This window comes from Flavobacterium melibiosi (assembly GCF_048158545.1).
GTDB lineage: Bacteria > Bacteroidota > Bacteroidia > Flavobacteriales > Flavobacteriaceae > Flavobacterium > Flavobacterium melibiosi.
Genome location: NZ_JBLNKU010000008.1, coordinates 1 through 25,185, shown reverse-complemented (window position 1 = coordinate 25,185; position 25,185 = coordinate 1). Strand labels below are relative to the sequence as shown.

29 protein-coding genes and 1 tRNA gene are annotated in these 25,185 nt (G+C 34.0%); 11 read left to right on the top strand and 19 right to left on the bottom strand.

Annotation, left to right across the window (positions count from 1 at the left end; genetic code table 11):
• Nucleotides 1-44 precede the first annotated feature (44 nt).
• On the bottom strand, nt 45-284 hold the full coding sequence (locus ACM55F_RS10925) for a hypothetical protein (RefSeq protein WP_416853840.1): 240 nt from the start codon (nt 282-284) through the stop codon (nt 45-47).
• A 212-nt stretch (nt 285-496) separates the two neighbouring features.
• Here ACM55F_RS10925 and ACM55F_RS10920 point away from each other — a divergent pair, with 212 nt between their 5' ends.
• Nucleotides 497-2,059 carry an NAD(P)/FAD-dependent oxidoreductase gene (locus ACM55F_RS10920; protein WP_416853839.1) on the top strand — a complete coding sequence of 521 codons (1,563 nt, stop codon included), beginning with the start codon at nt 497-499 and terminating at the stop codon, nt 2,057-2,059.
• A gap of 84 nt (nt 2,060-2,143) precedes the next feature.
• Here the strand turns inward: ACM55F_RS10920 and ACM55F_RS10915 are convergent, their stop codons facing one another.
• The 8 genes from ACM55F_RS10915 to ACM55F_RS10880 form a co-directional block, all read right to left on the bottom strand.
• Entirely contained in the window at nt 2,144-2,527 is a 384-nt protein-coding gene (locus ACM55F_RS10915; RefSeq protein WP_416853837.1) for a cupin domain-containing protein, read from the bottom strand.
• A gap of 581 nt (nt 2,528-3,108) precedes the next feature.
• Nucleotides 3,109-3,429: an alcohol dehydrogenase catalytic domain-containing protein gene (locus tag ACM55F_RS10910; RefSeq protein ID WP_416853836.1), complete on the bottom strand. Its 321-nt coding sequence runs from the start codon at nt 3,427-3,429 to the stop codon at nt 3,109-3,111.
• A 6-nt stretch (nt 3,430-3,435) separates the two neighbouring features.
• Nucleotides 3,436-5,922 (bottom strand): PAS domain-containing hybrid sensor histidine kinase/response regulator, encoded by a 2,487-nt coding sequence (locus ACM55F_RS10905; protein ID WP_416853835.1) that lies wholly within the window; start codon nt 5,920-5,922, stop codon nt 3,436-3,438.
• A 253-nt stretch (nt 5,923-6,175) separates the two neighbouring features.
• Complete coding sequence (locus ACM55F_RS10900; RefSeq protein WP_416853834.1) at nt 6,176-6,967, bottom strand: CHAD domain-containing protein; 792 nt, start codon at nt 6,965-6,967, stop codon at nt 6,176-6,178.
• A 234-nt stretch (nt 6,968-7,201) separates the two neighbouring features.
• On the bottom strand, nt 7,202-7,414 hold the full coding sequence (locus tag ACM55F_RS10895) for an SHOCT domain-containing protein (protein WP_416853833.1): 213 nt from the start codon (nt 7,412-7,414) through the stop codon (nt 7,202-7,204).
• A gap of 143 nt (nt 7,415-7,557) precedes the next feature.
• Entirely contained in the window at nt 7,558-8,160 is a 603-nt protein-coding gene (gene msrA, locus ACM55F_RS10890) for a peptide-methionine (S)-S-oxide reductase MsrA (protein WP_416853831.1), read from the bottom strand.
• 25 nt (nt 8,161-8,185) lie between these two features.
• Nucleotides 8,186-8,746 (bottom strand): peptide-methionine (R)-S-oxide reductase MsrB, encoded by a 561-nt coding sequence (gene msrB, locus ACM55F_RS10885; RefSeq protein WP_416853830.1) that lies wholly within the window; start codon nt 8,744-8,746, stop codon nt 8,186-8,188.
• A 159-nt stretch (nt 8,747-8,905) separates the two neighbouring features.
• Nucleotides 8,906-9,367 carry a GNAT family N-acetyltransferase gene (locus ACM55F_RS10880; RefSeq protein ID WP_416853829.1) on the bottom strand — a complete coding sequence of 154 codons (462 nt, stop codon included), beginning with the start codon at nt 9,365-9,367 and terminating at the stop codon, nt 8,906-8,908.
• A gap of 168 nt (nt 9,368-9,535) precedes the next feature.
• Between ACM55F_RS10880 and idi the strand changes: the two genes are divergently transcribed.
• The 6 genes from idi to ACM55F_RS10850 all read left to right on the top strand — a co-directional run bounded on the left by idi (nt 9,536) and on the right by ACM55F_RS10850 (nt 12,646).
• A complete protein-coding gene (gene idi / locus ACM55F_RS10875; protein ID WP_416853828.1) occupies nt 9,536-10,063 on the top strand; it encodes an isopentenyl-diphosphate Delta-isomerase in 528 nt (175 codons plus the stop codon).
• Nucleotides 10,064-10,163: 100 nt separating this feature from the next.
• Nucleotides 10,164-10,574, top strand: a complete 411-nt coding sequence (locus tag ACM55F_RS10870) for a 6-pyruvoyl trahydropterin synthase family protein (RefSeq protein ID WP_416853827.1) — start codon at nt 10,164-10,166, stop codon at nt 10,572-10,574.
• Nucleotides 10,574-11,032: a peroxiredoxin gene (locus ACM55F_RS10865; RefSeq protein WP_416853826.1), complete on the top strand. Its 459-nt coding sequence runs from the start codon at nt 10,574-10,576 to the stop codon at nt 11,030-11,032. The genes ACM55F_RS10870 and ACM55F_RS10865 overlap by 1 nt, the downstream gene beginning before the upstream one ends.
• Nucleotides 11,033-11,196: 164 nt before the next feature.
• Nucleotides 11,197-12,159, top strand: coding sequence for a type I phosphomannose isomerase catalytic subunit (locus ACM55F_RS10860; protein ID WP_416853825.1), 963 nt, complete (start codon nt 11,197-11,199; stop codon nt 12,157-12,159).
• 68 nt (nt 12,160-12,227) lie between these two features.
• On the top strand, nt 12,228-12,494 hold the full coding sequence (locus ACM55F_RS10855) for a hypothetical protein (protein WP_073209770.1): 267 nt from the start codon (nt 12,228-12,230) through the stop codon (nt 12,492-12,494).
• A 78-nt stretch (nt 12,495-12,572) separates the two neighbouring features.
• Nucleotides 12,573-12,646, top strand: a tRNA-Thr gene (locus ACM55F_RS10850).
• A 149-nt stretch (nt 12,647-12,795) separates the two neighbouring features.
• On the opposite strand, the gene ACM55F_RS10845 is transcribed toward ACM55F_RS10850, so the two are convergent.
• Nucleotides 12,796-13,506: a DUF4369 domain-containing protein gene (locus ACM55F_RS10845; protein WP_416853823.1), complete on the bottom strand. Its 711-nt coding sequence runs from the start codon at nt 13,504-13,506 to the stop codon at nt 12,796-12,798.
• Between the two features lie 22 nt (nt 13,507-13,528).
• Here ACM55F_RS10845 and ACM55F_RS10840 point away from each other — a divergent pair, with 22 nt between their 5' ends.
• The gene (locus ACM55F_RS10840) at nt 13,529-13,717 is read left to right on the top strand and encodes a hypothetical protein (RefSeq protein WP_416853822.1); all 189 of its coding nucleotides are present in this window, start codon (nt 13,529-13,531) and stop codon (nt 13,715-13,717) included.
• A 15-nt stretch (nt 13,718-13,732) separates the two neighbouring features.
• On the opposite strand, the gene ACM55F_RS10835 is transcribed toward ACM55F_RS10840, so the two are convergent.
• The 8 genes from ACM55F_RS10835 to ACM55F_RS10800 all read right to left on the bottom strand — a co-directional run bounded on the left by ACM55F_RS10835 (nt 13,733) and on the right by ACM55F_RS10800 (nt 19,844).
• Nucleotides 13,733-15,580, bottom strand: a complete 1,848-nt coding sequence (locus tag ACM55F_RS10835) for a M61 family metallopeptidase (RefSeq protein ID WP_416853820.1) — start codon at nt 15,578-15,580, stop codon at nt 13,733-13,735.
• A gap of 107 nt (nt 15,581-15,687) precedes the next feature.
• Complete coding sequence (locus tag ACM55F_RS10830; RefSeq protein WP_416853819.1) at nt 15,688-16,035, bottom strand: hypothetical protein; 348 nt, start codon at nt 16,033-16,035, stop codon at nt 15,688-15,690.
• Between the two features lie 67 nt (nt 16,036-16,102).
• Entirely contained in the window at nt 16,103-16,381 is a 279-nt protein-coding gene (locus ACM55F_RS10825) for a DUF2805 domain-containing protein (RefSeq protein ID WP_035670363.1), read from the bottom strand.
• A gap of 119 nt (nt 16,382-16,500) precedes the next feature.
• Entirely contained in the window at nt 16,501-17,328 is an 828-nt protein-coding gene (locus ACM55F_RS10820; protein WP_416853818.1) for a sterol desaturase family protein, read from the bottom strand.
• 46 nt (nt 17,329-17,374) lie between these two features.
• Nucleotides 17,375-17,983: an alpha-ketoglutarate-dependent dioxygenase AlkB family protein gene (locus tag ACM55F_RS10815; RefSeq protein ID WP_416853817.1), complete on the bottom strand. Its 609-nt coding sequence runs from the start codon at nt 17,981-17,983 to the stop codon at nt 17,375-17,377.
• A 3-nt stretch (nt 17,984-17,986) separates the two neighbouring features.
• A complete protein-coding gene (locus ACM55F_RS10810; protein ID WP_416853816.1) occupies nt 17,987-18,340 on the bottom strand; it encodes a DoxX family protein in 354 nt (117 codons plus the stop codon).
• 67 nt (nt 18,341-18,407) lie between these two features.
• Nucleotides 18,408-19,304, bottom strand: a complete 897-nt coding sequence (locus ACM55F_RS10805) for an EamA family transporter (RefSeq protein ID WP_416853815.1) — start codon at nt 19,302-19,304, stop codon at nt 18,408-18,410.
• Between the two features lie 138 nt (nt 19,305-19,442).
• On the bottom strand, nt 19,443-19,844 hold the full coding sequence (locus ACM55F_RS10800) for a DUF2721 domain-containing protein (protein WP_416853814.1): 402 nt from the start codon (nt 19,842-19,844) through the stop codon (nt 19,443-19,445).
• A 284-nt stretch (nt 19,845-20,128) separates the two neighbouring features.
• Between ACM55F_RS10800 and ACM55F_RS10795 the strand changes: the two genes are divergently transcribed.
• Entirely contained in the window at nt 20,129-21,658 is a 1,530-nt protein-coding gene (locus tag ACM55F_RS10795) for a DUF2254 family protein (RefSeq protein WP_416853813.1), read from the top strand.
• An 89-nt stretch (nt 21,659-21,747) separates the two neighbouring features.
• On the opposite strand, the gene htpG is transcribed toward ACM55F_RS10795, so the two are convergent.
• Nucleotides 21,748-23,649 carry a molecular chaperone HtpG gene (gene htpG, locus ACM55F_RS10790; RefSeq protein WP_416853811.1) on the bottom strand — a complete coding sequence of 634 codons (1,902 nt, stop codon included), beginning with the start codon at nt 23,647-23,649 and terminating at the stop codon, nt 21,748-21,750.
• A gap of 177 nt (nt 23,650-23,826) precedes the next feature.
• Here htpG and ACM55F_RS10785 point away from each other — a divergent pair, with 177 nt between their 5' ends.
• Entirely contained in the window at nt 23,827-24,303 is a 477-nt protein-coding gene (locus ACM55F_RS10785; RefSeq protein ID WP_416853810.1) for a lipocalin family protein, read from the top strand.
• 17 nt (nt 24,304-24,320) lie between these two features.
• Nucleotides 24,321-25,016 carry a YiaD family glycine zipper/OmpA-like lipoprotein gene (locus ACM55F_RS10780; protein WP_416853809.1) on the top strand — a complete coding sequence of 232 codons (696 nt, stop codon included), beginning with the start codon at nt 24,321-24,323 and terminating at the stop codon, nt 25,014-25,016.
• Nucleotides 25,017-25,185 lie beyond the last annotated feature (169 nt).

Sequence of the window (25,185 nt, the reverse complement as noted above, 5' to 3'; positions counted from 1 at the left end):
CGGTTTGGTATTTTTTGGGCATTTTGACTTTCAACTTTATGGCTTTAGACGGTGTACAACTCTCCACGATGTGGTTTCAAAGCATCTCGAACCTGAATCATGTTTTCATCCGTTACTACCATAAAAGCGATGGCTTGCATTTCGCCTTGAATTTCGAAACCCGTGATATTCAGTGGTAGTTTTTCAATTGTAATGTATTCTTTTAAATGAATTTCATGGTGTTCTGCTGTTTTTGCAGAAGCTGGACCGCGGAAATCCCAAATCAGTTTTATTTTTCTAGACATTTTTCTCTAAGATTAATCGGTTAACTGTTTAATGGGTTAACTGTTTTGAAGGGACAAAGTTACAAAGTCTAGTTTTAAAATAAGGCAATTTTAAAATTTGAAAAACGGATTCTCCTTTCAATAACAAGAAGTCACTTCAAAATACTATTTTTGTACTTTGTTTTTGTTATTCGAATAAACGATGCAACAAAGCAAAGATTAAACAAGATAAAATGCCTCAAGAACTCCTATTACAAGTAACACCGGAAATCGCTGCGAATGAATCGCTGCTAAAAGAATATTTATCGAAACAGATTACCGTTTCCGTAAATGAAATTCAGCATGTTTCTATTTTAAAAAGATCTATAGATGCACGTCAAAAAGCTATAAAAATAAATCTTAAGGTTGTAATCTATTTAAAAGGAGAGCCTTTTCAAGAGCAAAAAATACAACTTCCAGATTATGGGAATGTGTCTACAGCTCAAGAAGTAATCGTCGTTGGTGCCGGGCCTGCAGGACTTTTTGCTGCTTTGCAATTGATAGAATTGGGTTTGAAGCCTATAGTTGTTGAGCGTGGAAAAGACGTTAGAGGCAGAAGAAGAGATTTGAAAGCCATTAATGTGGATTATCTTGTGAATGAAGATTCCAATTATTGTTTTGGCGAAGGCGGGGCAGGAACGTATTCGGATGGGAAGTTATACACCCGCTCTAAAAAAAGAGGTGATGTAACAAGAATTCTGGAGTTATTGGTAGCTTTTGGCGCTTCGGAGGATATTTTAATTGAAGCACACCCGCATATTGGAACCAATAAATTACCTCAAATTATTCAGGATATTCGCGAGAAAATCATCGAATGCGGCGGACAGGTTTTATTTGAAACACGATTGACCGATATTTTAGTTAAAAATAATGAAGTGCAGGGAATCGTTACTCAAAAAGGAGACACCATTCTTGCTAACAAAATAATCTTGGCGACAGGACATTCGGCACGAGATATTTTTGAATTATTAGATCGAAAGCAGATTTTTATTGAAGCCAAACCTTTTGCCTTGGGCGTAAGAGCAGAGCATCCACAATCATTAATTGACAGCATTCAATACAGTTGTGATTATCGTGGGGAGCTTTTGCCTCCAGCACCGTACTCTATTGTTAAGCAAGTAGGAGGTAGAGGAATGTATTCGTTTTGTATGTGCCCGGGTGGTGTGATTGCGCCTTGCGCTACCAGTCCGGGTGAAGTGGTTACCAATGGTTGGTCGCCATCCAAGAGAGATCAGGCTACTGCCAACTCTGGAATTGTAATCGAGTTAAAATTGGAAGATTTTAAACCGTTTGCCAAATTTGGTGCTTTGGCCGGAATGGAATTCCAAAAAAGTATCGAGCAACGCGCCTGGCATCTGGCTGGCGAAAGCCAAAAAGTTCCTGCACAACGCATGATCGATTTTACCCAAAATAAAGTATCCTCAGAAATCCCGAAAACGTCTTATGTCCCTGGAACGACTTCAGTAGAAATGGGGCAGGTTTTTCCTGGGTTTTTAACGCAAATATTGCGAGAAGGCTTCTCTGAATTCGGGAAATCCATGCGCGGTTATTTGACTAATGAAGCTATACTTCATGCACCGGAATCAAGAACTTCTTCGCCAGTTCGTATTCCAAGAGATCCATTGACCTATGAGCACGTCCAGATAAAAGGGCTGTATCCTTGTGGAGAAGGAGCCGGTTATGCCGGTGGAATTATCTCCGCTGCAATTGATGGCGAGAAATGTGCGCTGATGATAAAAGAGAGTATTGGCAATTAATTTTTTTAGCAATACAACTGTTGTTTTTTAAGGAAGCAGCCTGATAAAGGCTGCTTCCTTAGCATTTTTTAAAATAGGATTAGATTATTTTTTCTTGGCAGATTTTATTTCTGTTACAACAATCTTGAATGTGGTAGTTCCTGTGTTTTTTGCCATGTGCGTTACGGGTGGGAAATACAGTACGTCTCCTGCTTTGATATTGGATTCGGTTGCTGGCTTGCCTTTTTCTGTGATTTGAATTTTACCACCGGTCAAAGCATACACGGTGTGATGAGGATGGCTATGCCATGGCATCGTTGCGCCTGGGGCAAATTCAGCTGACATGACTCTCACTTTATCATTGTCAAGGAGGATTTTTTTATACACTTTCGGACCAGCTTTCATAGGATCTTGTGCATACATACTTGAACTCATTATTAGGAGTAATCCAATGAGCAACGACATCGAAATCATTTTAATTGCTTTCATTTTGTTTCATTTTAATTGATTAGACATAGGATGGGCAATGGTTGTATTGTCCATTTTTTTACTATTTTGCTGCGTTTTTTATAATGCAAATAAAATTTTGTTAATCGTAGAATTTAATTTATAACAAGCGAATGCTTCTCAATTTGAAAACAGCAAATAGGTGTTGTTTGAAAAAAACTGAATTGTGGCTTTTAGGTTTTACCTTTCCAATCGGTAGCTCTTTATTTTTGTTTTTATTCGTGTTGTAAACACTACTAAAAAGTTTTTTGGGGACCACTAATTTACAAAAAATAGTAAAAGGAATGTATTTATTTTACATATTTATTATGTAAATAGCTGTTTTGTAGTTTGTTGTAAATTGGATTGCTGTTGTTAGAAAAACATATCTTTAATAAATAGGCTCGAATTATAGTTGAGAAGGGAAGAAAAATTGAACAAGATCTGCATTAGAAATGCAATACCCTGATCGCTATCACGAGGACCAATGAGCTTTTGCACAGGACATAGTAACAAAAATGGGTGTGCTATAGCAATAGAAATTAGGTTTTTATGGAATCAGAATGATTTTTCCTGTGCTTTTTTTACTTTCCAGATGTCTTGTGCTTTTGAACGGCAACAAATTCCGCATTCGCAAAAGGAACATCTGCAAATGCAACTCGGTCTCCTATTTTAAACTCAGTATGATTATTTGTTTGGATTACACCTCCCGCACCTTCATGTGCAATAAAAGGTGGATTTCCCTTCAGATGGTAATTCTCTTTTCGCCTGTAAACATCGTCAAAGTTTAATCCTATAGCACGCATTTCGACCAATATTTCATCCTCTTTTAGTATTGGAGTTGGGATGTCAGCATATTCCAAGACATCGGAGTTGCCAAAAGTTGAAAAGGTTAGTGCTTTCATTTTTTTTTAATTTTTATTAAGATCCTTTATGCATTGATTAATTTTATGCTGTAGTAATTTTTCATCAATGGGTTTGGATACATAGTCATTCATCCCAACTGCCTTACATTTTTCAAGATCAACCGAAGTGACATCTGCAGTAAGTGCGATAATAGGGATGTTTGATTTCATTACATTGCGAATGTGTGCCGTAGCTTCAAAACCATTCATTTCCGGCATTTGTAAATCCATCAAAATAATGTCATGCTTACTTTTTTCGAGCTGTTCAATACCAAGTTTGCCATTGTCGGCAATGGTTACATCGTAACCAAAATCCAATAATATTATTTTTATCAAAAGCTGATTCAGTGCAATATCTTCTACAACTAATATTTTTATGTTTTTGGCTATTTTTTCTTCGAATGGATTTTCTTGAATCGGTTCTATAGGTATCGGTGTTATTTCGGTTTCCGAATTTCTTTTCTCAAAACTCATTACAAAACCAAAAGTTGACCCTTTGCCTTCTGTGCTATTTACTATGATTTTTCCTCCTTGAAGTGCTACCAATTGTTTTACAATGGCGAGTCCTAATCCAGTTCCACCAAATGAGCTGCTAGTTCCTGCAGTTGCTTGTTCAAAATTATTGAAAACATCTACTAATTTATTCTCAGGAACTCCAATGCCAGTATCCGTTATCCTAAATTCGATTGTTGCTTTTTTAGTATCCTCTTTCAATAAACGAACACTTATAGTAATTTTACCAGCAGGCGTAAACTTCACCGCATTACTCATCAGATTTAGAATTATTTGTCGCAAACGCATCGGATCTCCGATTAAATTCAAAGGAATGTTAGAATCATATTCATTGATTAATTCTAAATTTTTTTCCTTCATTTTAGGTTCAAACAAATGGAGCATTGTAGTAATGGAAACAGACAAGCTTAACGGGAGTTTTTCAAAGGTCATCTTCCCCGAATCTACTTTGGCAATGTCAAGAATATCATTAATTAAAACAATTAATGCATCCCCGGATTCTTTAATTGCGCTGATGTATTCTTTTTGGGAATCATCTAGTTTTGTCTTTAACACCACATTCGTAAATCCAATGATTCCATTCATGGGTGTCCGTATTTCGTGACTCATGTTCGACAAAAATTGTTGCTTGGATTTTACTGCTTCTTCCGCTATTTTTGTTTTTAGTTCGGCATTAATTTTTGCATCTGTCAATTCTTTTTTTGCCACTACCTGCGCAGTCACATCGTAAGCAATAATGGTCACACCGGAAATGGTTTCATCTGCTTCCAAATAGGGCTGATAAACAAAATTAAAATACGTTTGCTCTAATTTTCCATTCCGAAACATAGGAGCAAGTAGCGCATCCCCATAAAAAGCAATGCCACTAGTATACACTTCGTCAAGTAATTTTGGAAATTGCAAATCTTTAAGCTCTGGTAAAATGTCAATGAATTTTTTGCCTTCAATAGTATTGCCTTTTCCCCATATTTCTTTAATACTATCATTAGCAAGTGAAACAATCATGTCTTTTCCTTTCAAGATAGCTATGGCAAATGGCGATGTCATCAGCATTAGATTGTAGCGCTTTTCGCTTTCTTCTATCTTCTTTAGTACTTTTTTTTCTATCTCCAGCTGTTTTTCTAAAGCCTTATTTTCTTTGTTTTTAATTTCAAGCGCTAATTTTCTAACCTCAGTAATATCTTTAATTGCCAAAAGGATTAATTCTTCTCCATCTGTTTTTTTAAAAAAACTACTAGCATTCAGTAACATTATTTTTTTACCAAGATTTGGAAAGGTACGTTTAACTTCCAGATCTTGAATTGTACTATTGGTAGCGTTAGTATTGTTAAGCAATCCATGAAGTTCGGGAATATCCCACTGTCCATTTTCCAATTCAAATAAATGTTTTCCTACTGTTTCTTTTTTGGTAATACCGTGTTTCTTATAAAATGCCTTACTGGCAGATTTTATATAGAAGTCTTTGTTGAGTATCAGCATTGTTTCATGAATAGTACCAATGATAGCTTCGGAATATTCATATGCTTCAGCCAGAAGTTCATTGTTCTTTTTCAATGTCTGATTGTTGGAAATAAGTTCTTCATTTTCAGTGATGTCCTCCACTTTTAAAATGATAGATTTTACATTATTATCTGCATCAAATACTGGAGAATTAATGGTTTTCCAAAATCTCAATTCAAACATTCCTCCTTCGGATTCTGGTTTTTGAATGTCGTATTTTTGAAATGATAACGTATCGATAACCTTATTATTAATTACACGATTAAAAGAAGCACGCATATTTCTTTCTCCGTCAGCTTCTGTATCATTGGGATTGTCAGGGAATACATCGAAAATATTTTTACCTAGAATAGCATTTCTTTCCGTCATAGTGACTTTTAAAAAGAAATCAGTAACGGCAATTACAATAAAGTCTATATCTATAGCTAGTACTAGTGCCGGAGAGAGATTGAATAGATCTTTGTAATTATTTTCGACCATAAATATGCTGTTTTAATTTTATAAATCTATTTTGCTTTTTGTTTTACTTTGAAAAGATTACAAAAGCTATTGCGCTGCTGTGGTAGCACTTTAATTTTAAAAGCCTGCAAAGTTGAGTAATTCAAATTCAAAAGATTCGCATTGTTTCTAATTATTATTTGATTATTAAAAAAGATGAAATATAATCAATATTTGTTTATTTCCGTATACAATCATGATTTGGCATTTGTCAATTGAGTTTACTGTTGTTATTTTAATCGTTTCTAAAAGGACTGGAGGATAAAGTTGCATTTATTTTGTGAAACAATAATTCATTTTCGAAAATAAATGATGCTTTGATGATTTCAAGTTGGCTGCTTTCATTTGGATTGATTGAACCGGAAGCAATCACTTTTTTCAAATGTTTGATGATTATTTGGTAATCATGCCATTCTCCAAGCAGTTCAGGTAGAATGTCCTTGCTTGAAGTCAGTTGGTTTTGCGGGTCATAATAAAGACTTGTATGGTTGTACTGATATTCTTTTAGCTGCTTACGTAGAGGATGAATTTGTTTGTTTTTTAGGGCATTTTGAGCAATCAGTTTTTCAATTTCAGTTCTTTTTTTATCCATATAACGGTTCGCTTTTTTTGTACTTGCCTTGGTAAGCAAGGGAAGAATTTTCTGGTACTTTTCGCTTAGAATTTGTGATAAGCTGTTGTTTGTGATCAAGAAAAAAATTTCTAATTCTCTGGTTAGGAGTTTTTCTAAATGATCCTTGTATTGCGGAAGTAAATGGAAAGCGAAATATTCTTCAAGTAGTGACTCTTCTATTTGAAGTTCTCTAACTTTTCCTGCCTGACGAAAAATACGTTTAAAGGGTTTGAAAGTCTTTTTTTTCTTAAATTCTTTCGAACAATAATTTATCAAATTAAATAAAGCATTCAGTTTTTTAATTTCTACTCGGAGTGCATGAAAAGTGTCTGGAGTATAGCATTCCTGCCGTGTCTCCAAAAGACCGTTAATGGTGCTTTCTCTCTTTTTTAAATATTTTTTAAGTGCGCTCATCTTTTAAAAATATCTATTTGGATTTTATTTTAGAATTAAAATAAGATGCGAGGCGTTCTAATTCTGAATATGAGGTTGTGTTACTGTTGCAATGAAGAATAACAGTCAGAATTGTTAACCGACATTTGAAAAATTATATTTTAAATTTGCTTACAAGAAATGTTCATTAGTAGGTACAAAAAAAGCTCATTTAAAAGTGTTAAAGGAGCTTGTTCGTAAGAATTGCTTTTGAGATTAATTCTCATCAAGAAATTTCTTCTTTTCTTCAAATTCTTCTTTCGTAATCTCTCCTTTGACAAATCTTTTTTTTAGAATGTCCAATGGGGTGTCTTTTTTTTTACGTTGACCAGGAATATTATAAGGAATTGCAAATATCCATAGTATCAGGATCACCCAAAATATCCACCATAATAAATGCATTCCCCAATAGTGGTGTCCGTTATGCATGATATGTTATTTAAATGGTTGTAAATCAGTATAAATATATGAATTTTAGAGCGGTAAATCAATTTTTTAAGTTAGATTTTTATGTAGAAAGATAAAAAAAAACCGTCTCAGTGATTGTGATGAGACGGTTCCTTTAAGGATTTTTATTTTTTCTTTTTCAGTCGATTTTTAAATATTTTTTCAAATTTTTCAATTTTGGGTTGGATTACCATTTGACAATAGGATTGATTTTTATTGTTTGCATAATAATTCTGATGGTACGCTTCGGCTTTATAAAACTTGGTCAACGGTTCTAATGTTGTTACTATAGGACTGTCATACACTTTAGCTTTTTTCAGGTCATTAATAATAGTTTGCGCCGCTGCTTTTTGTTCCTGATTTTTATAAAAAATAGCGGAACGGTATTGCGTTCCTACATCAGCACCCTGACGGTTTAGCGTAGTGGGATCGTGAACAGTAAAGAAGACTTTGAAAATTTCATCGAGATTCGTCACCGTTTTATCATACGTGATTTGTACCACTTCGGCATAACCCGATCTTCCGGTGGAAACATCCTCATAAGAGGGATTTGAGATTTTACCGCCTGCATATCCTGATACTGCCAATTTGACTCCGCTTAGATTCTCATAAATCGCTTCAACGCACCAATAACAACCACCGGCTAAAGTGATAGTTTCTTGGTTAGATTGTTTTGCGGCTTGGCCAGTAGTATTGTTTTGTCCTAACATACTCAGTGTTGTTAGCATACAAATTAAAAATAAATTCGTCATGTTATTTGGTGTCAGGTATAAAGTCAAGGGCTATAGAATTCATGCAGTATCTTTTTCCGGTTGGTGCTGGTCCATCATCAAAAAGATGTCCTAAATGACCATCACATCTTCCACAAAGTGCTTCAATTCTTTCCATCCCAAGAGAATTATCGGTTTTATAAACTACACTGTTTTTGTTGTCTTGTTCAAAAAAACTGGGCCAGCCGCAATTGCTGGAAAATTTAGCACTGGAACGAAATAGTTTATTGCCACAAGCGGCACAATAATAGGTTCCTTTTTCATCCGTGTTCCAATATTTTCCTGTAAATGGTCTTTCGGTGTCCGCATGTCGCATTACTTCATACACATCTTCGGGTAATACCTTTTTCCATTCGGCATCGGTAAGGTTTAGTTTTGTCGTATCTGTATTGGAGTAATACGGATTTCCGGTTTTGTTGATTGGATTTTCCATACCAGTAGATTTTTCAGTACTGTTTTGTTTTTTTACATTTTGTCCGCAGGCAGTAAACATGAATAAAGGAAGCAAAAATAATAAGCTTAAAAAACGGGTTGTTGTTTTCATACGTTGGTATTATTTGTTTTTTATACTACAAATGTAAAGTGTTTTTAGACCATAAAATGTCGCCTACTTTACAAATTAATAGTGATTTAAGTAAGTTTTAACTATTGTTATTTACGTAAAAAAATCACTTTTGGATTTGTAATTGAAAAAAACGTATTGCTATAAGCCCATTCGCATATTTAGTAGGTGTTTTTTGAATCCTGCTTTCTCATAGGCTTTAATTGCCGGACTATTGTTATTATAAACATCCAGTCGAAGTTCGAATATTTCCTGAGAACGGCACCAGTCCTTGAGCGCATCGATAATTTTGGCGTTTACTCCTTTTCCTCTGTGATTCGGATCAGTGTACATAAATCCTAAATAGGCGTACGATTCATGATTCAAATAGGGCTTTGCAGCTTCTATTCGCGCATATCCGGAAGCAATAATCTCCGAGTCAATTTCAGCTACCAATACTTCAATATGCGGAGCCGAAATCATTTTTTCAATGTTGTAATAATGGATTTTTTCTTCTTTCAAAGTGGGGTCAAAAGGACGTTCGGCAGAAATAATTCCTTGTTCTAATTCAAGAAGTTTCGGTAAATCGTTAAGATGTGCTTTACGGATGTTTAAAGTATGCATTGCAATATTTATATTTGAGTATAAAAATACAAAAGAATCTTTAAAGGATTGGTATTGCATTTTATTTGGCTTGCTCCAAAATGATTCCGCTTCAACAAATCGAAACAGAACGTTAAAGCTCCCTTCGATAATTTTCTTTTTTGTATTTTTGTAAGGCTAAAAACACCTATGAAAGAAGAAAACGTAATATTAGTTAACCAAAATGATGAGCAAATAGGATTGATGCCAAAGCTTGAAGCGCACGAGAAAGCCATTTTACATCGCGCTTTTTCGGTTTTTATTTTGAACAGCAAAAATGAGGTCATGCTGCAACAAAGAGCACATCAAAAATACCATTCCCCATTATTGTGGACCAATACCTGCTGCAGCCATCAGCGTGAAGGAGAATCTAATATTGAGGCGGGAAGCCGAAGGTTATTTGAAGAAATGGGTTTTAAAACGGAACTTAAAGAACTTTTTCATTTTATATACAAAGCCCCTTTTGATAATGGCCTGACCGAACATGAACTCGATCATGTTATGATAGGATATTATGATGATAGTCCAGAAATAAACCTAGAAGAGGTAGAAGACTGGAAGTGGATGAAAATCGAGGATGTGAAAATCGATATGGAAATTCATCCCGAACTGTACACTGTTTGGTTCAAGATAATTTTCGATGAATTTTATCATTTCCTTGAAGAACATAAAGTGTAAGATTGCAGTTATAAGATTTTAGATTGCAGTAATCTGAAATGTAGATTAAAAATCGAATTGTCTCCCTAAGCATAGCTAAAGGTTAACACCATAAATTAACATGAAAGTTACTATTTCACGAAAAGCCCATTTCAATGCGGCACATAGATTATTTAGAAAAGACTGGACTTTCGAGCAAAACGATGCCGTTTTTGGTAAATGCAATAATCCTAATTATCACGGACACAACTACGAATTGATCGTTGGTGTAACCGGAGAAATTGATCCCGAAACAGGATTTGTTATGGATGTGAAATTCCTGAGTGAAATCATTAAAGAAGAGGTTGAAGATCGATTTGATCATAAAAATCTTAATCTTGATGTTTTGGATTTTCAGGATTTAAATCCGACAGCTGAAAATATTGTAGTGGTCATTTGGAATAGAATCAGAAAAAGAATTAAACCACAATTTGAATTAGAGGTTGTTCTTTACGAAACGCCTCGCAATTTTGTAACCTATAAAGGGGAATAATGGAACTAAAAGTAGGAGATACCATTCCCCATTTCAAAGCAAAAGACACCAACGGTAATGATTTTGACAGTCAAAATATAGTAGGGCATAAGCCGCTAGTTATTTATTTTTATCCAAAAGATAATACGCCAGGCTGTACCACTCAAGCCTGTAGTTTTAGAGATCAATATGAAGATTTTAAGGATTTAGGTGCTGAAGTAATAGGTATTAGCAGCGACAGTGTTACTTCGCATCAAAAATTCGCCAAACACTATAAACTGCCTTTCATTCTTCTGTCAGATAGTGACAAAAAAATCAAAAAACTTTTTGGTGTTCCTTCCGGACTTTTTGGATTGCTTCCTGGACGCGTGACCTATGTAACAGATAAAAACGGAGTTATTCAGTTGATTTTCGATAGTATGTGGGCTACTAAGCACATTGCTAAAGCACTAGAAGCAGTTAATAAATTAGTATCATAGAATGCAAAATTGTATTAGATTTTTCTTTTATTTTTTTCTTAATTTGCATCTTGTCTAAGTTTTACCTTGAAAAATATTTTTAAATACTTCACATAAGTGAACTGAAAGCAAGTTTGTTAAAAAGCTTAATAGACTATGCAAATTTGAAATTCTAAAAACATAAAATGAAATTTTATCCATTACAATTTTATCCCATTTTAAAAGAAAGAATTTGGGGAGGTGAAAAACTAAAAACGGTACTTAATAAACCAATTACATCAAAAATAACCGGTGAAAGCTGGGAGTTATCCACAGTAGAAGGTGATGTGAGTGTTGTAGCTAATGGACAGTGGAAAGGGAAATCATTGACAGCCTTGATTAATGAATGTCCAAACGAGATTTTAGGAACGGAAGTTCATGCCAGATTTGGTAAACAATTTCCGCTACTTTTCAAATATTTAGATGCTCGTGAAGATTTGTCCATACAAGTGCATCCTAATGATGATTTGGCCAAAAAACGACATAATTCTTTTGGTAAAACCGAAATGTGGTATATCATGCAAGCTGATGATGATGCCCGAATCATTGTGGGATTCAAAGAAAAATCGAATGCTAACGACTATTTAGAAAGTCTAACGACTAAAACGTTACTTTCTATTCTTGATGATGTACAAGTAGAATCCGGTGATGTTTTCTTCTTGGAAACAGGAACGGTTCACGCTATTGGTGCAGGGTTAGTTGTTGCCGAGATTCAACAAACATCTGATATTACGTATCGCCTCTATGACTTTGACAGGGTAGATGCTAACGGAAATACGAGAGAACTGCATGTTGATTCGGCGTTGGACGCTATTAACTATAATACAGTAGAAACTAAAAAGGACTATATCAAAAATGTAAATGAATCCAATGAAGTTGTGGATTGTCCTTATTTTACGACCAATTTCCTTCCGTTAGATGGTGAAATTACGGTTTCTAAATCTGGAAAAACTTTTACCGTTTATATGTGTGTGAAAGGAACATTTGAAATGGAGTTCAACAATTCAAAAACGCAATATAAAAAAGGGGATACCGTTTTGATTCCTGCTGCAATGAATGTATTCATTCTCAATGGAAAAGCTTCTATTTTAGAAATTTACATTTCATAGTCGGTAATAGAAAGATTATATGTACTTTTGCAGACGCAAATTAAAATTCAAATTTTAAAAAAATAAAAATGGCAAACGTTAAGAATTTAAAAAAAGACATCAACTACGTTTTAGGAGATATTATTGAAGCAGTTTACTTGTTCGAAATTTCTACAACAGGAAAACCAACAACAGAAACTAATGCTTTAATTGACGAAGCTATCGCTGCTTTTGACGCTTTAATCACAAAAGTGAATGCAAAAAAGGTAGAAGATAAAAAAGCTCACTTCAAACAAATCAATGTTGAATTGGAACAAACTGCTAATCAATTGATTGCTAAAATCAACGAATTGTAGTCAAAAAAAAAGCAAAAAAAGTTTGAATTTGTTTTGGAAAATAGAAATTCAGACTTATATTTGCACCCGTAATGAGTCGCCAGCGTAGCTCAGTTGGCTAGAGCAGCTGATTTGTAATCAGCAGGTCGTGGGTTCGAGTCCCTCCGCCGGCTCTTTAATAAAACCATCTAATACTCTTAGATGGTTTTTTGTTTTTATTTAAAAAAAGGCGACAATTAAATTTAATTCAGGGTTAAAAAAAAAACCGTCTCGATTTATCGGGACGGTTTTTCTATTTTAGAAGAACGGAACTTAGTGTGGTTTATTTTTGGTTTTTGATATCTGCTACATATTTAGTCAATTTTTTTCCATAAAGCGATTGTGCTACTTTTGGAGACATTGATTTTTGAATCGTATCTAAGTATTTAATATTGATATCATAGATCTCTGATAAGGCAATATAAGGTGCTATATCATAGTTTTTGTTATTTATGGCAAAGTTGGTGGCAAATAAATATTTTCGTTTTATATTAGAATCCTGCTTTGCACCTAAACTGTCAACTGCTTTTATATTGTTACTTTTAATAGCATTGAATTTTTGTTCAATTAAAGTAAGTTCTTCATCTCTGAAACGTGAATTTATTTTTTTGTATTCTTCATACAAATCATTGTTTTTTGATCCTGTAATTTTTGCGCCGGAAAGATAGCCGTCTAAACTGGTCTCAATATTTATATTTCCCGGTTCAGCAAAAAATAAAATATTATTGTCTAATGAATTGCTTACGCCTCTGTCCAGAAATAAATACAGCATTTCAGGAGATTTTAATTCTAAATCACTTTCAAATGTAGAGCTGCCATCTATGTTTATAGTGTCTATAGCTACTAAAGTAGTATCAACTACTCTTTGAATGTATAAAGTTCCTTTTTTTAATCCTTTAATATTTCCGGTAATATGTAAGTTTGTTTTTGATTCCTTTTCGGTACAAGATGACAACAGTAAAAGGGAAACGAATGCAATAATAGATTTTTTCATGTGAAGTTAATATTTGTTTTTTTTGGAACATGGTATCGCCATTCTTTATTATGATTTGTCCCGTCCCGAAACTTCGGGATCGGAATTGAATTATGGCGATTTCATTTGTGTTTATATTTTGGCGCAAAATAAAGAAAATTGTTGGAATGATTGGGGAACGCATTCAAATTTTACAAAAAAAAACAATCTATTTTCTAAATTGGGCTTTTAATAATTATTTTTCAGATTATCCTTTCAACCAAGCTTCTTTTACTTTGTTTGCAGAAGAATTGATTGCTTTAAGACCATCTATTTCTTCGTAAGGAAATTTTACTTTCCCTTTTAGTATTTGGTCTTTCCCGTCGCGTTTTATTTTCACGGTAATAGCATCGTTTTCTTTCCAGTTTTGACTTTCGGAAATCATTTCAATTATATTGTCAAGAGCGTATGGTTTTTCGTTAATTGCCACTATGATATCGCCACCTCTAAGGTCTAAGCTTTTGTAAAACTCAATCAGTTCCATATTGGGAATAACAATAATTTCTTTAGTTTGAGGATTTACCGTGATGTAGGGCTCCTGTTCTTTTAAGAAAACATTCCCTGGAGTTTTTTCGATAGATTTTGTAACCCCTACTTTTGCTAAATAAGTTTCATATGGGATTGGAGTTGATCCAGATACATAAGTGGTTAAAAAAACGCCTACTTCCGGATAGGTTAAACTCGTGATTTTTGCGAAAAGCTCTTGGTCATTGAATGGTTTTGTCGGACCGTACTCGCTCGATAGTTTTTGCATCAAATCAAGAATTCCTTTTTCACCATTACTTTTTTCTCGAATTATGATATCCAGACACATTGCAATAAGTGCCCCTTTTTCATATACATTCAAGTATTGATCTTTGTAGGGCGATGTCAGTACATTAGCACTCATGGTTGTAAAAGGCATAGTGTCATTCATGGTGTTGGCACGAGTTATTTTTTGAGCCATACGCGTGTAAAATTCTTTCTCATCAATTAAACCTTGATTGACTTGAAAAAGATTGGCGAAATATTCTGTTACACCTTCATACATCCATAAGTGTTGCGACATTTTTGGAGCATTGTAGTCAAAATATTGAATTTCTTTAGAATGAATAGATAAAGGAGTTACAATATGGAAGAATTCGTGCGAAACTACATCTTTCATCGCTGTTATTAATTCTTCTCTTGGCATCATTTCAGGAAAAACTACCGTCGTTGCCGTAGGATGCTCTAAAGCGCCAAATCCCTTTGCGTCATTTTCTGTCATGCTTGACAGATACAACAAGACAGTGTATTTTTTAGTGGCATTTATGGTGCCTAAAAAGTTCTTTTGGGCAGTCATCATCGTTTTCATTTCCCCAGTGATGCTTTCAGCAGTAACTTTTCCAGTTGGAGAATATACTCCAATCAATATTTCCATACCGTCAACTGTAAAAGTAGTGTAGTCGGGCTTAGCATACATGATAGGGTTTTCTACCAAATCAGCATAATGTGGTGTTGTGAATTTATCAGCTGTACTGCTTGTGTCCAGATCCGTCATTGAAGTAGTTCCCCAAAGTGCTTCAGGATGTGTTATAGTAACGTCGTATGGCAGTTCTTTCTTGTCTTGAAAATAGCCTACAAAACCATGCATGTTTAACATGAAGTTTTTATCGGCATCAATATTTGTACCCGCTGGCGAAAAAATTTCATGTGTTTTTTCGATATCAAAAGTGTCATTTACCAGATAGGTTATTTTTACTAATGATTTTGCATTTTTGATTTTCCACGTATTGTCATCAGTCTTAGAAACAGGAAGCAGATTTCCTTTTGCATCGTATGCTTTCAAATCGTCTATGTATTTTCCGTAATCATCAACAGAGTACGTTCCGGGAACAGTTTTAGGAATGCTGTAGGTAACTTCATCAGTGAGGATTTTTGGTGATAGAATGGTAACAGGAACCTTGTCCTCTTTTATCTCATTTAGGTTGATAGTAACCTGAACATTTTGTTTTGCAGTGGTAGTAACTGAGAGACTGGTTGTTTTGCAGCTCCAAAGAATAGAGGCAAAGGCCAGTGAAAAAAATATTCTTTTCATTTTAGTGTTTTATTTTTGGTATAAGTCCTTTATACCCTGAAAATGTTACACTTTTTTGATTTAAAAAAATAGCTTTTCTACTAGGGAAGAAAAAAAGGGAAAGGATGCTATTTAATTTGCGTATTTAGGAGTTGTAAGGTTGCTTCTGGATTTTCGACTTCAATAATTAATTTTTTGTAATAATGATTTTCCAATTCTATAATTATAGCTCTGTTTTTATTCATCACATCCCAAAAATTTCTCCCTTTTTTATAAAATGTTCCGGCGGCTATCAAACCAGGGATTTCTGTGCCAGGCATTCTGAAGCCTTTCCAAAAGGTGAATTCTTCTTGGTTTTGATAGGCTCTAATGATTTTTGCTTTAGAAACAACAATTTCACTTTCCAATGCCCAAATTTTGTGCAATCCTTTGATTTCAAAAATGTACGTGTCGTCTTTTGATGCTACTGAAACCATAATTTTAGATTTATAAATGGTTGTTTATAAAAACAAAAAAACTCCCGAATTATCAGGAGTTTCATTTTTAATCCAATTTGTTTTTTATGTAATATTTACCATCCAAATCTTCATCAAAATCATCTATTTTAACAGGTTTTGGTTTTGGTTTATTTGCAGTAGCTTTCTTTTTCCACATTTCAAATTTTTCTGCTGGCATCTTCTTTTTCATGATCTCAAGAACCTCTTTTTCAGCCAGACCAAATTCTTTTTTGATAATTTCAAAAGGATTTTTTTCCTCTAAGGCCAATGTAACAAGTTTTTCTGTTTGTTCCCAGTTCAATTCTTTGCGGTTACTCTTTTTCATCACGTGAAAATTAATTCAAATAAGTTGTTAATGATTAATAAATGTCATTTCTAATTATATTCCAATATTAAGAAAAAAAAGAATTACTTCGTATCAAAAGGTCATTTTTTTTATTCTTTTTAGTTGTTTTCTGTTGTACGAGGTTTTTGAAACGGTATTTTGAGTAAATTTTTCAGTTGATTGTGTTCTTCGGGCTTTATATAGGTATCGATGCCGTAAATGATTTCTTCTTTTGGAAGCGACATGAAAGTTCCAAAAAGACGGTCCCAAATCGAAAAAATATTCCCATAATTGCTATCCGTATAGGGCAACACATGATGATGGTGTACTTTATGCATATCCGGTGAGACGATAAAATAACTCAAAAAGGTATCTAGTTTTTTTGGAAGTGAAATATTGGCGTGATTAAACTGTGTCGCAACAACCGACAAGGTTTGGTATAGGAAAACCATCCACATAGGACTTCCAACAATTAAAACCCCCAGAGTGGTAAAGGCAAAACGGATCACGCTTTCTCCGGGATGGTGTCTGTTTGCAGAGGTGGTATCAACCCAAGTATCTGTATGATGAATGAGATGAAAACGCCAGAGCCATTTTGTTTTATGTTCTACTAAATGCACTAAATAAGCTCCTATTAAATCCAATAAAAGCAATCCGACAAGAGCATATAACCACAGTGGCATTAGCGGAAGCCATTGTAAAATTCCAAAATGGTTTGCGATGGTCCAATCTGCAGATTTTAATAAAATAAAAGCGAGAAAGAAATTGACAACGATAGTAGTAAACGTCAGAAAAATATTGATACTCGCATGATGCCATTTTTTATAGGTAAAATTAAAAAGCGGAAAAGCATTTTCGATTAACCAAAAAATAGTGATTCCAGCCACCAGTATTAAACTTCTATGCGAAGATGGAATAGTAGTGAAATAGGCAATAATATCATTCATAATTGGAGTATTTATTTCAAATCTAATACTTTTTTGTGAAAAATATCTATTTGATTACCCGAAAAGTAAGATTTATTCGGGGACCGATGGGTTTAGCCGTTTTTGGAATTTGATGTTTCCAGAAATGCTGTGTGGTTCCTTTCATTAGCAATAAACTTCCGTGTTCCAGAACGATACTTTTTTTCTGATCTTTATCGGAATTGTGTTTTAATTGAAATGTACGTTCAGCACCAAAGCTTACCGAGGCTATTATCGGATTTAGTCCTAATTCTTTTTCGTTATCGGCGTGCCAGCCGTTACTGTCTCTTCCGTCGCGATAATAATTGAGTAAAACGGTGGTGAAAGTAGTATCTGAAACACTTTCAATTCGGGATTTTATCTTTTGCAAAAGCGAATTCCAAGGATGCGGTTGCATTTTTATATTCGAATAGGAATACGGTTTTGCTTCGTTTCCAAATAAAGCCGTCAATCGAGGTTGCGGATGAATTTTGCCGAAAACTCGAATTTCATCTTGTTGCCAAGGAATTTCATTTAGCAGTTCAGCATAAATGCTGTCGGCTTCTTCTTTGTCAAAAAAAGCAGGATAATAGATGATTGCTGCGTCAGGCAGATCAAGGAAAATGGGGTCGGGAATGTTGTCGAATAGAGATTTCAAATTTTAGGTATAAAGATAGGCCCAGTAAATTAAACCCAGTTGTAAAGGCATTCGCAAAAATAAAGCCCATTTTGGTAGGCTCATTCGTGCTTTCTCGTTGAAATACATATAGAGATGCGTTGGGAAAATAGCTGTCAATAAGGCGACGACTCCCCATGCAGCATAGTTTGAGAGTAATGGAATACATAGCGTGATACCTAAAATTATTTCAGCCAATCCGCTTATGGAATTCAACAGTTTTGGATTTGGAAAATAAGAAGGAATGATTTTAAGGTACAGTCTTGGGTTTCTGAAATGGTTTAATCCTGCGATAAAGTAAATAAATGCCATTACATATAAATGCCAAGATAGATTCATAATAAAGTTTTTATTACGAATTTATAAAAAAATCATTGTAACTGGTCCTTTTATTCTAAAATCGAAATTAAGCTTTTTTCTTGAAGTTTACATTCATAATGACAATAGCCAAAATAATTAAAACAATTCCAAACCATTGAATAGAATTTACCTTTTCACTTAAAAGGAAATACGCCATCAGTACAGATACCGGAAGTTCTAATGCTGAGACAATACTTCCCAGTCCGATTCCGGTAAGTGGGAAACCAGCATTAAACAATAGTGGCGGAATTATCGTGCCAAAAAGCGCCAGTACAATTCCCCATTTCATGAAAATCTCAAAATTAAAAGCGGTAGTTTGTGTTGTAAGTGCAAACCCAAAAACAATTATCGCTCCACCCAATAACATGAATAAACTGCGCTGCGCTGACGAAATATGTGTGGCCACACGATTCGCGGTAAACATAGTTGTGGTAAAGGAAGCCGCTGATAAAAGTCCTAAAACGATGCCTCGCCAGTCAAAATCTACTTTACTCTGAATTAGATTAGTGGCAAGTGCAGTTCCAATCAATACGATGATTACGGATATGATTTTTTGTGTGGAAGGTATTTTCTTTTCTAAAATCATTTCGAATAAAACGCCCATCCAAACGGTTTGCATCAACAAAATAATAGCAATCGAAACTGGAATGTATTTGATGGCCAAATAATAAAAAACACTAGTCATTCCCAGAGAAGTTCCGGCAAGCATCAATTGAAAAATGTTTTTCTTGGAGGCTTTTACAACATCATTTCCTTTTTTAGCTTTTTGAAAAACATTGATAATCAACATTCCTAGAATTCCATATGCAAACTGGGCAATTGTTACTTCGGGAGTGGTAAAACCTTCGCCATAAGCTATTTTTACAAACGTAGCCAGCATTCCATAGCTTGTTGCACCAAGACCCACTAAGAAAACTCCTTTTAATACACTATTCTTTATCATTTATTCCATTTTAAAAAGCCGGCAAAGATAGGGTTTATTGCTAGTTATGAATTATAAATTAGGAGTTAAGATTTGAATCTTTGATTTTGTTTAAAATAATAATTATAAAGTTCCATTCAAGGGCAAGAGCTCCATAGGCTATCTAGTCTCTTTATCCACCAAGTCACTCAAATGCAACCGTAGTGCATCAACTGAAATATTAATTTCCCAAAATGACAATCCTAATGAAATAAGTAAACCAAGTAAGCTCAATCCGAAAAAATAAATACCAAATAATTGTTGTTCCAGGAATAACATCATCATGGCAAAAACGGATAAAAATAAACTCATTACTCCAGACATTTGCATATAGCGAATAAGAGTTAAGCGTAAGTTGAGGTTTTTTATTTCTAATAAAATCATTTTATTTTCTTTCTCCTTGTATGTTTTTTTTAATCCTCTAACGATGGTTGCAACTGTCAAAAACCGATTCGTATATGCCAATAAAATCAAGGAAGTTGCCGAAAAAAGCAGGGCTGGGGTTTCTATGTGTAGAGTCATTTTTTTATGGTATTACAATTGATTTTCAAAATTTGAAATTGCTTTAAAAGCAATAATCAAAGATTGATTGTGTCCTCAAGATTGTTAAACAAAAGTAAATAACATCCTGTTAATAAGAGACTCCTAATTCATAAACTTTTGAGAAAGGATTTAATTGATTGAAGATTGTAGTCGGTTTTTATTGAAAAATAAACGTGATATAGTAAATGAAAAATATTTATTGGAAACCAAGACTAAAATTAAAGCCTTATTTGTGTTAAATTTACCTATTTGAAATTTAAATTATGAAACAAAAACTTAGCCATCAGATCAAGAATATATTTGAACATCAGATAAAATATGTAGCAACATTTACGAGTGGTATTTATGCGTTTATTTTTGGTTCCGTTTTACTGACGGTTGATTATTACGTTGATTTTGGATTAAAATTTAAAATCAATGAAGTTGATATTTACAATAGGTTGATTTCTGTTTCCAATGTTTTAATCTCTATTCTTATTGGGATTTCACTAACTACTTTCTCTGTTATTTTTGTTGTAATGCAACTGGCTTCTTCTCAGTTTTCACCGAGAATTTTAAGACATTTTTTAGGGAATGATATTAAAATGCAAAAAATCATCGGATTATTTATTGGTACGATTTCATTGTGTATACTACCTCAATTAGCGTCCGTTTTTTTTTACCAAACACCTTTTCTTTTAACCCTTTCTATAGGTTCTTTTTTTGCTTTTTATTGTTTGATATGGTCTTATCCTAATATGATTACCTATTTGAGCGTAAATATGAATGTCTCCACTATAACTAACCGAATAAAATCGGAAATGATTGAAGAGATAAATGTGTTGTATCAGGAAAATTGGAGTGTTGGAAAAAAATTGCTTTATAAACGATCAAAAATAAACCCAGATAAATTTCAAGTAAAAATTGTAAGTCCATTTGAGACTGGCTATTTGGATAGTGTAAATTATAAAAAACTGGGTAGATTGGCTGAAAATATTATTAATTCGGATGTTGGATTGTTTTTTGAAAACGCGTATCAAAAACCTATTGTAGGGGAATTTATTATGAAAGATACCACTGTGCTTTTGGTATTAGTTTTTAGTGAAGAAGTCACCCAGGATCAGACAAATAGTTTAAAGGAAAAATTTGAAGAGATTGTCAGAAACACTTTTAAAGTTAAGCTGTTTAGAAGTCATACACAAGATGTTAATTTTGGTGTGAGAAAACTGGTAGACATAGCAATAAAAGCCATCTCACCTGCGGTTAATGATCCTACGACATGTTTGAACTGTATAGACCAAATTGGAGAAATAGCAAAAGAACTAGCATTAAGAGAATTTCCCTCTACTGATTCAAGAACTTTAGGGACAAAGAAAATTCAAATAAATGAATTTAATTTTGATGAATTTATTGACTTTTGCTTTGATCAGATTTTTCAATGGGGGAAAGAAGATCCTACCGTGGTTAAAAGGATCATTAGGTCTATAAGGGCCATTCTGCCACTAGTTGAAAACCCTTTCAATTTAAAAATTTTAATACAACAAGTGGAAGAGATGGATTTACTTGAAATTTATAACTTGTCACAATACAAAAACGGAAAGCTAAAAATATCTAAAGAAAAATTAATTACCGTGGAGAAGGAATTGTCTAAGTTTAGACAAAAAGCAAAAAAGCAAATTAAAACTTTAGCGCTAAAAGGAGTACTTGATCATTATGAAACGAATCATTACTCGGATAATTTAGAAATTATAGATGCTGAAATGGAGGCAATTAAATATCTTAAAGCGTATGCAATTTCTAATAAATTTCTATAGGAGAATGGAAATGAAATACTATAAAAAAACCTGCAAGTACAAACTTGCAGGTTTACTATAAAAATCTTCTTGTCTAATAGTCTGCTAAACTATTTTATCATCTCAAAACTTCTTTTCACGAAAGCGGTTAATGCTTCTCCTTTTAATAGGTTTTGTGATAATTTAGCTAAGTCTAGCGCTTGTTTTACCAAACTTTCCTGAGCTGATTTATCTCCAGTAGCAAGAATGGTTGTAGCCAAATCTGAATTGGTATTCACCACTAAATTGTACATTTCCGGCATATTACCCATTCCGAACATTCCACCGCCGCCAGACTGACTCATTTCTTTCATTCTACGCATGAATTCCGGTTGCGTAATAATAAATGGAGCTGCTTGACTGTCCATCGCTTCCAGTTGTACAGAATAGGTTTGTTTTGGAACAATAGTTTCTAAAACGGTTTTCAAATTGGTTTGTTCTTCCTCTGATAATTTAGAAATAGTCGTTTCTTCTTTCTTGATTAAATTATCAATATGATCTGAATCCACACGTACAAAAGTCATTCCGCTATTATCGCCTTCAATTTTTTGAATTAAATGAGAGATAATAGGTGAGTCCAGTAATAAAACCTCGTATCCTTTGTCTTTGGCAATTTCGATATAAGAGTGTTGCGCTTCCTTATTTCCGGCATACAAAACAACTAATTTCCCGTCTTTATCCGTTTGAGTAGCAGCTAGATTTTCTTTTAATTCTTCCAGTGTGTAAAATTTACCATCAACTGTTGGATACAAAACAAACGAACCTGCTTTTTCGTAGAATTTATCTTCAGAAAGCATTCCGTATTCTAAAACGATTTTGATGTCGTTCCATTTTTTCTCGAAATCTTCACGGTTTTCGTTGAATAAAGATTTTAGTTTATCGGCAACTTTACGGGTGATGTAATTCGAGATTTTTTTAACGGCAGCATCGGCTTGCAATCCGGAACGAGATACATTCAATGGGATATCCGGTGAGTCAATTACACCTTTAAGCATCGTCAAAAATTCAGGTACAATTCCTTCTACATTATCCGTTACGTACACCTGATTTTGGTACAATTGAATTTTGTCTTTCTGAATTTGTAAATCAGAACCCAATTTTGGGAAATATAAAATACCAGTTAAATTAAAAGGGTAATCAACATTTAGATGAATGTGAAATAACGGTTCTTCAAATTGCATTGGATACAACTCATGGTAGAAATTTTTATAATCCTCATCCGATAATTCCGTTGGGAGTTTTGTCCAGGCTGGATTGGGGTTATTAATAATATTGTCAACTTCTACTTCCGTAAAAACTTCTTCTTTGTTTTCAGATTCAACAAACTCGCCCTTTTTTTGTTCAATTTTCTCCGTTTTAGTTCCAAATTTAATCGGAATAGGCATGAACTTATTGTACTTGTTTAATAACTGATTGATTTTAGAATCTTCTAAAAACTCTAGAGAATCTTCAGCAATATGTAAGATAATTTCTGTTCCACGGGTGGTTTTATCAGCAGGCTCTAACGTGAATTCCGGACTTCCGTCGCAAGTCCAGTGTGCTGCAGGTTCATCTTTGAAAGATTTAGTGATAATTTCCACTTTTTCGGCAACCATAAATGCAGAATAGAAACCAAGGCCAAAATGACCGATAATACCAGAATCTTTTGCAGAATCTTTGTATTTGTCCAGAAATTCTTCAGCACCAGAAAAGGCTACCTGATTGATGTATTTTTCTACTTCATCAGCTGTCATTCCTAAACCTTGATCAATGATGTGCAGTTTTTTACCTTCTTTGTCGATTTTTACTTCGATAATTGGGTTGCCATATTCTACTTTGGCTTCGCCAATACTTGTTAAATGTTTTAATTTTAAAGTAGCATCAGTCCCATTTGAAATCAATTCACGCAAGAAAATTTCGTGATCACTGTATAAGAATTTCTTGATTAGGGGAAAGATGTTTTCTACCGAAACATTAATTTTTCCAGTTGTCATATTTTGAATTTTTAAGTTTGAATTTGGAACTAGTTAGTCAAATAAGATACCAATTAAGAGTGAAGTGACAAATTGTCGGAAGTGTTAATTATGATATAAAATAATTTAATTCTGAAACAAATTTGGCATGTTTGCTTTGTATCTTTGTGTAAGTATTAATTCATTAAATTTTAGAAAATGAAAAAAGTTATTTTAATATGCATATTAGCTGTTTCGATGTTTGCTTGTAAGTCAAAATCAGTAACAGGTACAAATACAGATAACAAAGCACAAGTTGCAATGAAAGGAAACTGGGAAATAAGCTCTGTGACTTATCCAGGTTCACAATATATTAAAGTGAATTCTTTTCAAATTGCCGATTCAGAATGTTTTGTTGGAAGTACATGGAAATTTGTTTCAAACAATAACAAAGGGAATATGGCTTTGACAAGAGCAAGTTGTACTGCATTTAACTCACCAATTACTTGGTTTGTGAATAAAGATGGTCAGTTTATTCTAAAAGTACTGTACGCTGGAGAAAAAGCCAGAAAAGTTAGAGAAGGTTACATCCTTACTGTAGCAAACCAAACAGAGTCTTCTTTTCAATTGATCGATAAAATTGATGTAGGTGGAAAAATGACCAATGTTGTTTACCAATTTAATAAAGTTAACTAATAAAAATAGAGATAGATATGAAAAAGATTTCAATAGTTGCAATAGCAGCAATAATGATTATAGGTTCAATGTTTACAAGTTGTGAAGCATTAAAAAACACCAATAAAACACAAAGAGGTGCTGCAATAGGAGCCGCTGGCGGAGCAATTTTAGGAGGGGTTTTAGGAAATAATCTTGGAAAAGGCGGAAAAGGTGCATTAGGAGCTGTATTAGGTGGAGTTGTAGGTGGAGTTGCCGGTGGAGTTATTGGTAACAAAATGGATAAACAAGCAAGAGAAATCGATGCAGCGCTTCCAGGAGCTGAAGTAGTTCGTGTAGGAGAAGGTATCAAATTAGTTTTGAATGAAAATGCAGTGCGTTTTGATACAAATAAATCTTCTTTGACTACTCAGGCTAAAACAAACTTAGATAAGTTGGTTCCTGTTTTTGCAGAGTATCCTGATACAAATATCACTATTTACGGATATACTGATATTACTGGTACAGCGAAATATAATTTAAAACTTTCTGGAGAGAGAGCTGCATCAGTTAGAAATTATTTAGTGAACAAAGGCGTTTCTTCAAGTAGATTTCAAGTTACAGGTTTAGGTATAGCTGACCCAGTTGCTTCAAATGAAACAGTTGAAGGCAGAAGTCAAAACCGTCGTGTTGAATTTGCTATTACGGCAAATGAAAAAATGATTAAAGATGCCGAAGCAGAAGTGAAAAACTAAGCATCTCAATACTATATAAAAGGGCTGTTTCTTCACGAAGCAGCCTTTTTTTTGTAGTGTGCCCAGCATGGGCGGTAACTCTAGGGTGCAAGTCCCGAACACGCCTTTACAGTGGGAAGTGTTAGCTAAATGCAAGGGTGTCCACTGTGAAGTGGAATCTGAAGGAAGC